Annotated in this window: 15 protein-coding genes and 1 pseudogene; 10 read left to right on the forward strand and 6 right to left on the reverse strand. The window is 54.7% G+C overall.

Annotation, left to right across the window (positions count from 1 at the left end; all coding sequences use genetic code 11):
- Nucleotides 1-163: 163 nt before the first annotated feature.
- The gene (locus tag OOF89_RS21195; RefSeq protein ID WP_266082711.1) at nt 164-445 is read right to left on the reverse strand and encodes a hypothetical protein; all 282 of its coding nucleotides are present in this window, start codon (nt 443-445) and stop codon (nt 164-166) included.
- 246 nt (nt 446-691) lie between these two features.
- On the opposite strand from OOF89_RS21195, the gene OOF89_RS21200 reads away from it, so the two are divergent.
- From OOF89_RS21200 to OOF89_RS21225, 6 genes and pseudogenes are all read left to right on the forward strand, one after another.
- Entirely contained in the window at nt 692-1,186 is a 495-nt protein-coding gene (locus OOF89_RS21200) for a hypothetical protein (protein ID WP_266082713.1), read from the forward strand.
- Between the two features lie 380 nt (nt 1,187-1,566).
- Nucleotides 1,567-1,998, forward strand: coding sequence for a hypothetical protein (locus tag OOF89_RS21205; RefSeq protein WP_266082715.1), 432 nt, complete (start codon nt 1,567-1,569; stop codon nt 1,996-1,998).
- Nucleotides 1,998-2,330, forward strand: a complete 333-nt coding sequence (locus OOF89_RS21210) for a hypothetical protein (protein ID WP_266082717.1) — start codon at nt 1,998-2,000, stop codon at nt 2,328-2,330. Before OOF89_RS21205 ends, OOF89_RS21210 begins: the two co-directional genes overlap by 1 nt.
- Nucleotides 2,327-2,731 (forward strand): hypothetical protein, encoded by a 405-nt coding sequence (locus OOF89_RS21215; RefSeq protein WP_266082719.1) that lies wholly within the window; start codon nt 2,327-2,329, stop codon nt 2,729-2,731. The genes OOF89_RS21210 and OOF89_RS21215 overlap by 4 nt, the downstream gene beginning before the upstream one ends.
- Nucleotides 2,724-3,401: a cell division protein ZapB gene (locus OOF89_RS21220; protein WP_266082721.1), complete on the forward strand. Its 678-nt coding sequence runs from the start codon at nt 2,724-2,726 to the stop codon at nt 3,399-3,401. Before OOF89_RS21215 ends, OOF89_RS21220 begins: the two co-directional genes overlap by 8 nt.
- 292 nt (nt 3,402-3,693) lie before the next feature.
- Nucleotides 3,694-3,987: pseudogene (locus tag OOF89_RS21225) on the forward strand (PadR family transcriptional regulator); the annotation flags it as partial.
- 59 nt (nt 3,988-4,046) lie between these two features.
- Here the strand turns inward: OOF89_RS21225 and OOF89_RS21230 are convergent.
- The gene (locus tag OOF89_RS21230) at nt 4,047-5,387 is read right to left on the reverse strand and encodes a cytochrome P450 (protein WP_266082723.1); all 1,341 of its coding nucleotides are present in this window, start codon (nt 5,385-5,387) and stop codon (nt 4,047-4,049) included.
- 217 nt (nt 5,388-5,604) lie between these two features.
- Here OOF89_RS21230 and OOF89_RS21235 point away from each other — a divergent pair, with 217 nt between their 5' ends.
- Nucleotides 5,605-6,699, forward strand: coding sequence for a transcriptional regulator FilR1 domain-containing protein (locus tag OOF89_RS21235; RefSeq protein ID WP_266082726.1), 1,095 nt, complete (start codon nt 5,605-5,607; stop codon nt 6,697-6,699).
- Between the two features lie 323 nt (nt 6,700-7,022).
- The gene (locus OOF89_RS21240) at nt 7,023-7,400 is read left to right on the forward strand and encodes a hypothetical protein (RefSeq protein ID WP_266082728.1); all 378 of its coding nucleotides are present in this window, start codon (nt 7,023-7,025) and stop codon (nt 7,398-7,400) included.
- Nucleotides 7,401-7,978: 578 nt separating this feature from the next.
- On the opposite strand, the gene OOF89_RS21245 is transcribed toward OOF89_RS21240, so the two are convergent.
- The 4 genes from OOF89_RS21245 to OOF89_RS21260 form a co-directional block, all read right to left on the reverse strand.
- Nucleotides 7,979-8,674 (reverse strand): helix-turn-helix domain-containing protein, encoded by a 696-nt coding sequence (locus OOF89_RS21245; RefSeq protein WP_266082730.1) that lies wholly within the window; start codon nt 8,672-8,674, stop codon nt 7,979-7,981.
- A 104-nt stretch (nt 8,675-8,778) separates the two neighbouring features.
- Nucleotides 8,779-10,092: an MmgE/PrpD family protein gene (locus tag OOF89_RS21250; RefSeq protein ID WP_266082732.1), complete on the reverse strand. Its 1,314-nt coding sequence runs from the start codon at nt 10,090-10,092 to the stop codon at nt 8,779-8,781.
- Nucleotides 10,093-10,099: 7 nt separating this feature from the next.
- Entirely contained in the window at nt 10,100-10,573 is a 474-nt protein-coding gene (locus OOF89_RS21255) for a Rieske (2Fe-2S) protein (protein ID WP_266082734.1), read from the reverse strand.
- A gap of 10 nt (nt 10,574-10,583) precedes the next feature.
- Entirely contained in the window at nt 10,584-11,690 is a 1,107-nt protein-coding gene (locus tag OOF89_RS21260) for an amidohydrolase family protein (RefSeq protein WP_266082736.1), read from the reverse strand.
- A 177-nt stretch (nt 11,691-11,867) separates the two neighbouring features.
- Between OOF89_RS21260 and OOF89_RS21265 the strand changes: the two genes are divergently transcribed.
- A complete protein-coding gene (locus tag OOF89_RS21265) occupies nt 11,868-12,647 on the forward strand; it encodes a carbon-nitrogen hydrolase family protein (RefSeq protein ID WP_266082738.1) in 780 nt (259 codons plus the stop codon).
- 352 nt (nt 12,648-12,999) lie between these two features.
- Nucleotides 13,000-13,953, forward strand: coding sequence for a glycine betaine ABC transporter substrate-binding protein (locus OOF89_RS21270; protein ID WP_266082740.1), 954 nt, complete (start codon nt 13,000-13,002; stop codon nt 13,951-13,953).
- Nucleotide 13,954 lies beyond the last annotated feature (1 nt).

Here is a 13,954-nt window from a genome sequence, read left to right on the forward strand (position 1 = left end):
TCAATTTGCCTCACCGAAGCAGTGTTGCGCCACTCGCGATCGGCTCAATTTTGCACACGACGCTCGCGATGGATGTGTGCAGTTTCGCGAATTCGTTTCTTGCGTTCTACAACCCCCAGTTCTTATAGAAATTTAATTAGTGATACCTCGTAAAGCGATCTGACTACTCAAGAGGTTCATTATCACGAGGATCACTAATGAAGGCAAATTCACGAGTCGGCTCGTGAATGAGTTCAACGTGATTACTTGCTTTTAGGACTTCCAAGCGTTGGTAGACGCTATTTCTGCTAAATCCAGTTTCGTCGACAAGTCTTCCTTTCGTAGCAATTCCCCATGGTTCGTCACCATTGCAACCTTGTTTTAGACAGTCGAGGATAGCTCGGTCAGTTTTTGTGAGATCGCCGGCGTCCATGATTTCAGTCGAGGTTTGTTGTGCTAACACCATATGCATACTGACATCATCTGGGCATTTAGAACTGTCTGTTTGACCATCTTGAATAGATGTGCAGCATGCACAAATATAAGTGGGTGCAGTATGTAGACGTAACTACGAAGCGCGGATTGCCTTCACAGAAAGGTCGGTGCTAGAGACACCGACCGCGCTTCTGGGATACAGAAGCATGACTAGCAAAACCCTTTCCGTAGAAAAACGCATCGACTACCAACCACTTGCTCTCGGAGGACTCCACTAATGGCGTCCTTCGACGAGAAACCCAACGGCGGCGCACTCTCCCTCAAGGCCCAATTCGGCGCAAAAGTCTTCCACCCCGTCAAGCGCCTCGAACCCACACCCGACACCGCCACACAAGACCCCGACCAACCCACTCCCACTACCGACGAGTCAATCACTCGCGCGTACCTCGTCGAACTCCGCGTGGGCTTTCAAACCCGAACCAAGACCACCGGCCAAGAACCTTACCTGTACTGCGTCTACGCCACAGAAGACTGCCAGCAATTCTTCGAACGTCGACTACCGATCGACTACGGCGAGGAGGGCTTCCAGATTCCCGAGGACACCGACACCTACCGGTCGGTCGCAACCACCAAAACGGGCAATCCAAACCTCCCCTCGACACCACCGGGTGAAACCCACGCAGAAACCCGCAGGCACTACCAGCGCATCCTCAAACAGTGCTACGACATCGACACCACCACCCACACCACCACAACCGAGGTGACCGCGTAGATGCACCTCACTGAACGCCCTCCCCAAAGAGCGCTAGCTATCGGCACCCGAGCCCACGACGAACCACCCAAGAACTGCGGCATGTCGTGTCAAATAAACCCACTGGTGTGCGTAAACTATTTGACCCTAGTCGGGAACCAGCAACCAAGGCAAAACAGCCTGAAACGCCAGCGAGCGAGTCCTTATCGGCCCAAACGCGGCGATATCGTACCGTACTCCACGAGCATCAGCCAACGGCAATTCCACACTTGGTTCCCACCCATGAAACTCACATCCCGGAACCCCAGCAAGCGACGACAACTCCAGCCCACCCACGACCCCAGCGAACACACGTCCCCCCTTACACCTGACGTGGACCCATACCAGTGGAGGCGAGCGTAATGGCCCACGATTGTGAGCCACCGCACACGCCCACTAGAGACGACCACAGCGAGTGGTCACCAGACGACAAAATCACCGAAGCCGAGATCAAAGAGACGTTCGAGCAGTGCCCCCATTGTGGCACGTATATCGTTCAGTGCAATGGGTCACACTCCTGCATCCCAGCCGACTACCAGCCCCATGCAGACGAACCGGAGATCCGCCGTCGCATTGAGGCCAGCCCCTTCCCCGACGACGATCCGGTGCTCATCCGCAAACACAAACGGCACGACACGTACGCCTACCACGAACCCGATAGCGACGACACACCCCTCTGTTCGCTCGGTGCCGACCAGTCGTTCCTCACACGTACTCGTGAGCACGCCCACGAGCAATTCCTCGCACCTTGCCAGCGCTGCGAACGCATTCGCGAAAAACAGGAGGGAGAGTAATGACCGACCGAGACACTGTTCTCGCACTCGAATGTGCAGACCCAATCCAAATCCACACCGAGCAACGCACGCTCACGGGTGTCGTCTACCAGTGCGACCATTCAGAACCCGAACTCACCTGCCGCGGCCCTGATCCCGGCGAGCACGTCCTGTACGTCGCCACACCAACGGACGACTGCTACCGACTCCAGTACACCTACTACGACGAAATCGAGCATACCGACGCGAAACTCGAACGATACGATCTGACACCCACCGGCCGATATGCCTGGGTTCGGACTGGTGCGCGTATAGAGACCATCACCAACCCAAAAGGGGGTGAGCAGGCGTGAGTACCGACCAGCACTCGCTCGTTCCAAAGCCACTGAATCTACGCGATCCGGAAACACTTACTCAACGTCTCTTGCCGGGTGACCGCGTTCGCATCACGACGACCGATCTGCCGCGGACGATCTGCACGGTCAGTGAGACGAACCCACAGACAAGCGACGCGCCACTACTCGTTCTCACCGCACCGCCGATCACCACGACCGCACAGCACGCTCTCCACCAAGCCACCTTCCACTGCATCAGTCACTCCGACTCGCCCATGACTGTTCTCGAGCACACCCACACCGCCACTGACACGACTACTCACTGTATCGGCACGCTCACCACTATCGCACACTTCCCACACCTCTCGACGCCAACAGACGACACTGCGGTCAATACGGAGGTGTCTGTCGATGAGTAACACCACGATTTCCGAAGTATCCAGTACTCTCGATGGAGACAACATTTCGATCAACGAGCTCGCAGAGCATATCCAATTGCTCACTGGCCGCATCGACGACCTCGAACAAGAAGTCGCCACGAAAGACGAGCGAATTGATGATCTCGAACAACAGGTCGAAAATCTCGAAGCTGACCACAACACACACGACAAACGTATGGACGCCCTTGGCACCGGTATCGCGAGTGCCAACGACGATATCGCCGAGCTCGAAGACCGTATTGACGCTACGGACAGCGACGGCAGCGACAGTAATACACCAGCGGACGACTGGACGCCACTCGAGCGACTATCAATAATTGGTGACGACGCATTAGACGAGCACGTCTCGGCGAGCGATAGGCGTGCAGTCACATTGTTCGAACACTGGGATGAGTGGTCAACCAAGACTCCGCAGGGAAACCTCTTGAAGACGAGTGACAGCCTCAAGTCGCTGCTGTCGACAGCAACGGATGAGCATCTCGCGTGGAAGCAGGTGTACCGCGCCTGCCGTCGCGTCGAACAGCTGTCGAAGGGGCGTCTCACGTTCTTCCAGCACGACAAACACGGGTGGATGCTCAAACAACACCGGAAGTTCTCGTCTGCACAACCCTCCAGTGCGGATGTGACAGCGTCGTCAGTAACCACGTAGCCACCCCCGTCAGCACACTCATCCCGAGAGGGTTACAACTCTAACACGAACCTAATCAACACGACACGAAGCACTGTAACCAACTATCGACTACTCCCAAGTATGTCTTGTTTTGCGGTTGGTTTGCGGTTAAAGAGAGGACAGTGGTGCATGAGTTGGTTCTGACGACGGTGTCAGTAGTTCGTGGGAAAGAACGAGTAATGGACTACTGATTTTCCGTCACTTGGGAGTGATTTACACGGGTATTTTCTCTAGAGTAGACCACTTATCGCATTAGCACATATTTTTGAGTATGAGTACTGGCTTGGGAACGAACGGCAGCAACCGCGAATTGGTGCACTTCGTGACTCAGCAGACGCGGATTGCACTTATCGTCAATATCCTTCAGCATCCACAGCAACTTCTCTCGATGTATGAGCTTGAGCAGCTCAATCCAAGCGTCAGCAAGGGAACAGTCTATAAACACATCCAAAAATTGATCGACGCAGGGATCGGAGAGGAGGCCGCACTGCCGGATGGCCAACGCCGACAGGTGTATCCCTGGAAATTCTACGGACTGACCGACGAGGGGCGTACGTTCCTCAATGCGGTTTTCTCCTTACCTTCTCGTAACTGAGACTGGCGCAGCCAACAGTTCAAACGTGATTATCGCGACGCAAGCCGCATCGGCAATCCATCCTTCGTCTGCATCGTAATCTCTGGCCCGAACGAAAGCGAAGTGTCCTCGTTTGCCCACTCTAACGTCCACTGTTGACCAATCGTCGCTAACACAAGTGTCGCTTCGAGACGTGCAAAATCCCGGCCAATACATGTCCGTCGACCACCGCCGAAGGGAACGAATGCATACTCCGGACGTTCGTTTTCGAATTCCGAAGTCCACCGATCTGGACGGAACGAGTCGGGATCATCGTAAAAACGCTCGTTACGATGCACGGCCAATACGGGAAGGTGAACTTGCGTTTCTGCCGGAATGTGGTAGCCACCAACTTCGACTGCTTGCGTCGTCTGACGAGGAAGCGTATGCACCGGCGGATACATTCGGAGTGTTTCAGTAACGATACGAGATGTGAGGTCTAGCTCGTCGATATCCTCGTGTGTCGGTGGAGTTCCATCGAGTACAGTGTCGAGTTCCTCGTGGAATGCCCGCCGAATGTCGGGATTTACCGCCAGTGCGTACCACGCAAATCCGAGAACAGCGGCCGTCGTTTCATAGCCCGCAAAGAGCATCGTGAGTAGTTGCCCTTCGACTTCTTCAGTTCTGAGATGATTTTGGCCACTTGCATTGCGTGCCGCATCGAGCTTAGAAAGGAGCGTGTCCCGCTGCAGATCCGCAGACAGTGTATTCTCATCGTGTTCTACGAGGAGTCGTTGAATTTCCGTTCGGAGCCGTTCCTTTGAGTCGAAAAACTCCCGTCGGGAGGGTGTTGGCACCCAATTCGGTAACATCCACGACGTCGGTGCAAACCATCTGTTGAGACCATCAGATGCGGTCCGAAGCTCTTCTCCGTCACCGGGTGGGAGTTCGCGGCCAAAGAGCGTCGCGAAGAGGATTTCTAACGTAAGATCCTGCATTTCCGATTCGATATCCCGAACCTCGCCCGATGACCACGTATCGAGACGACGCTGTGTCGCATTGACCATGTAGTCTCCATATCCCGTGACGCGATCCCGATGGAAGAGCGGCTGGAGGACGTTCCGCTGTCGACGCCACTGATTTCCATCGGTTGCGATTACGCCTTCGCCAAACGCTTTCTCGAAGTCATCTGTTTTTTCGAATTCGTCAACGTCCGTCACTAGAACCTGCTTGAAATAGTCTGGGTGTGCTAAGACATAGATCTCAGTGGTCGGGAGCACTAAACGATAGATATTCCCACACTCATCGATTGCACGGTACGTGAACTCGAACGGATCCCGTGCAAATTCGAGCGTGTGTCCGAGCACCGGCAAGCCTGATGGGGTGGGTGGGTGCTGCGGTTCCGGAGTCATACTATCAGAACAATGCAGGAGTCAGATAAAGCCATTGCACCCGATCCTCAGAACTGCAATATTGTCACGTACAACGATAGATAATCTACAGAAAAACCAGAATAATATTTTGAATTGAGTATTTGCTTCGAATAGTTCTCCCAGAACTCATCTTTCCAAATGAAACCACACTCTATATTATAACGAAGAATCGAAGAAGCACCATCTATACCAAATCGTGACTGCTACAGCACGCAATCCCCTCACAGAGGAAGAACTGGAGATTCGGACCGTCATCAACGAGACGGTAGACTCTGTACGTCTCGATATCTTATGTGCATTTAAGCAGCTTCCAAGCACAACGACAAGTACGAATCTCGCAACTCACGCCGACGTCTCCCGACAGGCTGTTTCTCAGCACCTTGGTACCCTTCATGATCGAGGATTTGTAAATCGCGATAATAAGGGAGCCGAACTTACCGCTGGAGGCCTCTTGTTTGTAGAGGCAATCAATGACTGCCTGCAGAATGCTTCAGTCGAAGGGCTCTCCTATTTGACCCGATCTGTTCATCCACTCGTACTTTTAGAAGAGCTTTCGAAGCAAGCATATCGACTAAGTGAGTTACAGACTGCTGCGAGCAATTTGCCCTCCCAATCGACGATTCGGCGCATTCTCTCGGGATTTGTAGATCATGGTTGGATCACGGATGACAGTGGGACATACCGGATTACCCCTACCGGAAACAATGCATTATCAGCGTATAGAGAATTGGTCGCTGTTGTTGAGCAACTCATCAAGAAAGCACCGTGGCTTCAGCGTCTTCCAATTGAGGCTGCCACATTCCCATTATCAACGCTCACCAGCGCTGAACTCGTCGTTTCCAATCCTCGTAGTCCTGCATCGGTTCTTTCGACGTGTCTAAAGTTGTATGATCGGAATATCAGTCAGTTCCGATGCCTCTGTTCTGTGTATAATCCTGTTCTTTTTCAAGCCTACCGTGGCTTGTTCGAACTCGGTGTCGACTCGGAGGCGATCTTAGATTGGCCGACAGCTATGAAAGCGGCTGACAACTCCGCCACTCGGTACTCAGTTCAAAATGAACGGTATAGTAATTACCAATCGTTTGTATTGGAAGAGTCGCACACGCTCGGTATCGGAATCTACGACGACCGTCGAGTCGCGATTGGTGCCTATAACGAATCTGGCACCGGAAATCACATTGCGATGATTGTAAGCTCGAATGATAGACTGGTCGAGTGGGGAATCGATTTGTATGAATCCTATCGCGCAGATGCCACCCCCGCTACGGAAGTAGATCTAAGCAGGCTATAGATGTGAAATACAGCCATTTTCCAAACATTCATACATTGATGTGTATTCGAAAATATGAGAACTTATTTTCCAGTGTTCCACACACTTTTACGGTGTAAACGGCGGTGCAAATAATACACCTAACTGAGTAGCGATAGCCACACCGGAGGCCGATTTCCGCCGCCTACCATTGGGCCAACTCGACACGCAATGCCGTGGACTGCGTTTCGAACCCATGGCTCTTGGTTACGAAGTCGCTGGTGTGCAAAATCCCGCGAACATTAGTGGGCTCTAATCACTCGTTCGCGGGTGCACCGGTCGCCTCTGGTACCTGCCATACAAGCATGTCCCAGAGCAATCTGAATTTCGAGATAGACTGTTGTAAAGCTTCCCTGCCACAAAACCGCCAGCATGGACATCCACAGTGGAGGTCCAACACGCCAGACCGAACAACGACTGCAGGAGACGACGATACAACGCCAATAAAATCGAGTGACTATTCGTATCGATATCCAGACCGACTCCAGGAGACGTACGATCGAATTGGAACGATTGCCGGAACCGCGTCTCATTTCGGTATCTCGGAATCGACTGCCCGCACGTGGCTGATTCACCACGGCATCTACGATCCAGAGACCGATGGAATACCAGCACCGGCGGAACGACTAAAAGAACTTCATCCGGAAGACCTCGGTCTCACACCACTGGGTGAGCGACGATGACGGGTACACAGTGAATAATGCAAAATGTAGATAGTAAGTCTTCCACTGCTATCGACGACCTCGCTAATCACACCCTGTAACCCACCGGGCGAATTAATGATCTTGAATAGCAGGGTGAGGAGAAAGACGATCAAATTGCGAATCACTATGGAAATCTTGCGCAAAAGGACGCCCCGAATTGACACAGTTCTGAGCAGACGTGGTACGGTTACTTGTGAGTACGGCAGTTGTATCGGCATCTATCAGTTACAAACCAGCGGGAGAGTTTCTACCGGCCACCGCGTTAGTGATCGGAGCGGGACACCCAGATCCCGTGACTGCTCGAGAGCCACGTCTGGTCGATGGACTGGCTTTTTTGGCGTGTGCCGAGAGCCAAGACATGACATTAGTCTCGTTCGACAAGGAACTCACTGAAGCAGAAGAGCGTTCACCGGAAGAAATCACCGACGGTGTATAGACGACGTTATTGAACCAGTAAATACCGGTATTTGCTTCGTTTCAATATGAACAATAACTTCACAATATGAGATACTGTGCTGAGGTTCAGCAGTGAACACAACGAGTGAACACCAGCGTCATCAGTCGTCGGTGACAGCGAGATTGATGTACGGAAGAACGAACGTAATCAGAGTGTGTTCGGCTTTTCGAAGGTGATTCGATGCGGTTGTCTTCGTAATGCCCATCTCTTCGGCGAGTTCTTCGAGCGTCACTTCCCGAGGGATTTCGAAATACCCTTTCTCGACTGCGGTGTTCAGAAACTCACGCTGTCGTGGTGGAATCGATGCGAATAGTTCCTGCCACTCGGCACGGCTCGGCATGATTTCCCGACGGAAATCCCTAGTGATACGTTCCACCGACACGGTTCCGAAATCCGAGAGGAGTTCGATGGCTTTCGCGAGTTCCTCGCGGTCACCCAAAAGCAAATTGAAGTACTCACAGCCGTTTTTGAGTCTCGTCGGCCCGATCGGAAGGTATCCCTCGTACATGAGTGCCTGGAAGGGGGTGAGTTCGGTAAGACGACCACGGAGCAGTATGGTTGCCGCGGATCGACCTTCGGACGTGTCATACCGTTCGACGACATCGATACTGTCCACCATCTCGTGGGACCGAATGACGTCTAGCGTCTCCTCGTAGTCGGTCGTTTCCAGCGCCAGCATTCCGATATACCGGTGGTTGCGAAACGTCGATGCGATGAATTCACCAAAGACATCATATTCTGCGAGTTGGGCAGTCCAATCGCCATCGTATCGGACTCGCACCTCAGAAGTCAACATCGTACTGAGGACACTGTACCGACTTTATAAGTGCTCTTCGTTACCATTTGGCAATCTCCTGTACTAGTCGGACGACGAAAACCGCATGAGAGACGGGGAGTCCGTCATGTTCGCCACGGGGAAAGGAGGGTCCCAACCGAGACAGAATCACAGAGCCGTTGTTCCGTTCTTTCAACTACGGACATCGGGAGTGTCGGTGTAACAAGCCGACGAGCTTTCTCACGTCGCACGTCGGCGGCGAGGGGTTGTTCCCGAGCCCCCGGTGGACGTGTGACTTTAGAGTCGTACGTTTCGCTCCCGGTGTCGAGTTCAAGACGGGCGAGACATTCGCCCGGAAACCGCCCATCGAGTGTCTCATCGACGTGGAGTTCTACGGCGTCGGAAAGTGCCAAGATGTCGGGATCGGACAGCACGTCCGATGCGTGTTCTGCTTGCGTGAACTGCTCACGGACGAGTGCCGCCGCTATCGGGAATGGATAGGAGTACTGAGCCTCTTCAGGGGTTTCAGGATTCCGCGTTTTGAGATGTGTTGCCTCCTCGAAAGTATGAACACGAACCGTCTCGATAGCCGTCGAGTCGATATTGGCTGTCTTCATTAGCGATAAGGCGGCCGCAACGCCGGGCTGCACCCATCGGCAACACGGATAGGGTTTGAGGTACGCCTCCGTAACGTGATGGACGTCGCCAAATGGGGCGACACTGCCGGTATCGTCCTCGTCGAAGACCGTTCCTGACCCCGTAAACCCCGATTTGGCGAGGTGGGCGGATACAATGCCAACATACGATCCCCACCCGATTCCGTCCTTCGTCATACCTGGACGTTCGACCCCACGCATGATGGGTGTCCGAGGCGCGTGATACTCGGCGACGCCAAGCGCATGAGCCGTCTGTTCGGGCGAAAACTCACGTATTCGGGCGACGGCCGCGCCAGCACCGACCGCACCCCACGATCCGGTTCCGGTGTACACGCCGTCGATTTCGTGCATCGCCAGTCCGGCTCTGACGCCGACCTCGTAGCCGACGTAGACGGCATCGAGCAACGTTTCGACCGTCGCATTGGCCGACTCCGCTGTAGCGAGTGCGGCCGGAACGACGACTGCGGCTGGATGTCCCTTGACCTCTCGGTGGCCGTCATCGATGTCGAGGGCGTTCGCCGCCGTCGCGTTGGCTAGCGTCGCACCCTCCGACCGCACGCTTGTTCCGCTGCCGTCGAACAGTGTCGCGGTCGAATTACCGCCGAATCGGTCGAGTGCATACTGGCGGACGATATCGACTCCGTCCTGCCGATACCCAGCCGTCATCGCAGCAAGCGTGTCCAGAACCCTGATTCGGACTGCTCGCTCGACCGACAATGGAAGCTCACGGAGTGAGGCCGAGTGGACGAATGTGACCGCATCGGTCGTGTCTATCGTGTCCATGGTCATCTCAAAGATAGACAACGACCATTTCGTCTTCAACGGTCACGTCATAGGTGGCGACCGGGGGTTCGTCGGCGCTCGAACCACAGTCGCATTCGTCAGGGATGGACGAACAGTCGGCTTCGCTTTCCGTGGGCTCTTCATCGGCTGGTTCGACCGTGGTCTCGAACGACCGGGCACGGACTTTGTTGGGATTGAACACGGAACGGCCGGTTTCGATATCGAACTCCCAGCCGTGCCACGGACAGCGCAGAATATGGCCGTTGTCCTCCCAGTTTATCGCGCCGGTATGCTCGACCGACGTCGTGCCGGTCACCTTCCCCATGCACAAAGGCGCTCGCTGATGTGGGCAGTCGTTTTTCAGCGCGTAGTACTCGCCATCGACGTTGAACACGCCAACTGAGATGCCGTTCAGGTCAGTTATCGTTCGCTCTCCAGGTGGAAGCTCTGCCGCCGGACAGACCTCGAATCGTTTTTTCATACGTGACACCTCACTTGGCGGGGAGACTCGCCGGGTCGTCTGGGAGTCCGTACAGTTCCTGTGCGTTTCCAGCCATTACGCCGGCTTCCATCTCCTCGGGCATCGGTGGGATCGCATAGAGCGGTGAATCCGTGTCCCAATGAGGATAATCACTGGCAAACATAACCGTCTCTGATGCGTTCATCATCTCCAGAATTTGCAGAAGGTGCTGAGGGTCGTCCGGTTCTTCGATTGGTTGTGTGGTGAACCGAACCTGGTCTTTGACGTATTCGCTCGGCGGCTTTTCGAGGTACGGTACCTGGGCGCGGAGCGCTTTCCAGTCCTTGTCCATCCGCCAAAGGAAGTGGGGCACCCAACTGAGGCCGCCCTCGACGACGACGAAGTCGAGGTCCGGAAACGACGGGAGAACGCCTTCGGCGACGAGGCTCACGAGTTGGCCCATTGCGTAGGTACCCAAGAGCGTATGCCACTCGAAGTATGTCCGTGGATATCCGGCACCGGTCGGTGGTCGGGTGACACCGTGGCCCTCAGTGTACGGGTGAAGCGCGATCGGAAGCCCCATCTCTTCGGCCGCCTCGTACATCGGCCAATAGTACTCGTGACCGTAGGGGAGCTGTGCGGCCATCGGCATCACGACCTGAACGACGCGTGGATGTTGGCCGAGATTTCGAATCATCTCCGCCATTCGTTTCGGTTTCTGCGGTGCTGCCAGCAACGACCCGACGAACGGGCCGCCTTCAGACAGCCACCGGTCGATGGCCCATTTGTTGCTTGCGACGGCGAGTTCGGCCGCGTAATCGTCGTTCGGAAGCGCGGTAAGGTTGAGGTACGAATTGCCCGTCAGAATCGCATAATCGACCCCAAACTCGTCGAGATGTTGGTCTTTCATCTTCGGGATATCCGACCCAGGATTGCTCCCGTCGTCCGGAATGGCATCGCGCCGGGAGAACTCCGCTACGTTGTCATAGAGGATTTCTGGTGCCTGTAACCCCCGGTCTTTGTACTGGTCGGGGAGATACTGGATAACCTCCGATTCGTCTTTCCACCGCTGATGGATGTCACAGTCGATGAGCGTCGGTGCGCCATCGGTGGACCGTTGGGTTCGTCGTCTGGTCATCGATTGGAAATAGCAACTCGGGAAATCCCGTTATAGGTCAGGGCGAACTTGTAACGGATATATAACCCCTTCCGGATTCGCCGCTCCGCTAAAAGCCCTTGAGATGTAGGTGCGAAGGGCTACTGTGATGGCTTCGCTTCGAACAACTATGCAAAGATTCCGTACGGGGATGGAACCATGACGACCCCACGGGTCGCGACGTGCGAGTTCGAACCGAGTCTCGGCGAGACGACCGCAAATATCGAGTCGATCGCGGAACTGGCACGAAAATTGCCGAATACCGTCGAATTCGCCGTCTTCCCCGAACTCTGTGTGACCGGATACGACCTCACCGACGTTTCGAGTGTCGCCACTCCAGTTCCGGGACCGATAACGGACCGGCTCTCGACCGTGGTACGCGACTCCGGGGTTGCACTCGTCGTCGGACTACCGGAAGCGGACGGAGATACGGTGTACAATTCACTCGTGTACGTCGATAAAAGCGGTGTCTTGGCAACCTATCGAAAACGTCGCCTCTGGGGGGAGGAGGCGAAACACTTTCAGGCGGGAATCGGTCCAGTCACTGTCGAGACGTCCGTCGGCACGCTCGGACTACTGCTTTGTTATGACTTGAACTTCCCCGAACTGGCACTCGAATATGGACAGGAGAACTGTGACTTGCTCGCAGTGAGTGCGGCATGGCGGCAATCGTTCGAACGCGATTGGCGGCTACTGTGTCGCGCACGTGCACTCGATGAGACCTGCTACGTCGTAGCGTCGAATCACGTCGGAACACAGGCTGGCCGTCGTCACGGCGGGGAAAGCTGTATCGCGGGACCCCGCGGTGATATCGTCGCGAAGGCGACGGACGGCAACGAGGCTGTTTCTGCTGCCGTTTCATCGAGGACACTCTCGGAAGCGCGTCGAAAGAACCCGGTCCGAGAGAGTAGGGATCGTACCTCGATGCGGTCGGAGTAGTTGTCTGTGGTCCACTCATCGTCGAATTCTATGAGTATTTGACAACCGACCATGTGTGACGAATCGACTTCGTCGAAATTCGTGGACGAAAACAGAATGAGACGGCGGCGGACAGCATCCGCACCGTTGTGGATGGGACGGGAGTCGAGCACCTGTATCTCTCCGGGAGAAAGCATCGTCCAACCGGAAAGGCTGTGGTCGGAAGTACGCTGCAAAGAATTCTGTTCGATGCCACCGTTCCGATCACCATGATTCCAGCGAGCGCTACCAGATAGGGAGTTATCGTTCTGTCTTATAAATGATGAACTAATACGGGTCAACTGTTAGGCCCCTCTTTCACCAAAGACGGGGTATGCCACAGTCAGTCACACGACGAAGGTACCTCACGGCAGGAGGTGGTTTAGCCGCTACTGCCGGCTTCGGAGGGCTTTCGGGCTGTCTCACTCTCGCCACTGAGCTCGGGGGTGGGTCGATTAAAGTCAGCTCCAAGCGGTTCACCGAACAGGAGGTCCTGGGCTACATCGCATACGAGGCGCTTTCTGCGAACACCGATTTGACCATCAACGACCAAGTCGGCCTCGGCGGGACCACGACCAATTTTCGTGCACTCGATACCGACGAAGTACAGTTGTATTGGGAGTACACCGGGACCGCGTGGCAGACGCTTCCACCGCAGCACGACACAGTGATTTCGGACCCGAAGAAGCTGTATCGAAAGGTAAAGACAGAGTTCAAGCAAAAACACGGGCTGACGTTCCTCCAACGTGCAGAACTCAACAACACGTACGTCATCTTGGCGAACCCAGACTGGATGAAAAAGACGGGCGTAAAGACGCTATCCGACTTCTCCGATTTCGTCAAAAACGACGGGTCGAATCTCACGGTCGCACTGAACGCCGAATTTCAAAGTCGAGCCGACGGCTGGCCGGGACTGAGCAAACATTATGGGTTCGCTGACGACCTCGGGAACGTCACTGTAAACAACATCGGTTCTGGGTTGTTGTACCAAGTCATCGGCAACGGGTCTGCCGACGTCGGCGTCGGCTTTAACACCGACCCACGAATCATTCAGTTCAATCTCCACGTGCTGAGTGACGACAAGGGATACTTCCCGGTCTACAATGCAGCTCCGTTGGTCAACAGCGGAACGTTGGAGAACCATCCGTCGATCCGACCGCCGCTGAACGAGGCGAGCAACGGGCTCACGACTGACGTGATGCGACGCCTCAATAAGCAGGTGGCTATCGAGAAGAAAAACCCCCAGACGGTCGCGAAGGAATATCTGCAACGGAAGGAGGTTATCTGAA

The sequence above is a fragment of the Haladaptatus caseinilyticus genome (genome assembly GCF_026248685.1).
GTDB classification, from domain to species: domain Archaea; phylum Halobacteriota; class Halobacteria; order Halobacteriales; family Haladaptataceae; genus Haladaptatus; species Haladaptatus caseinilyticus.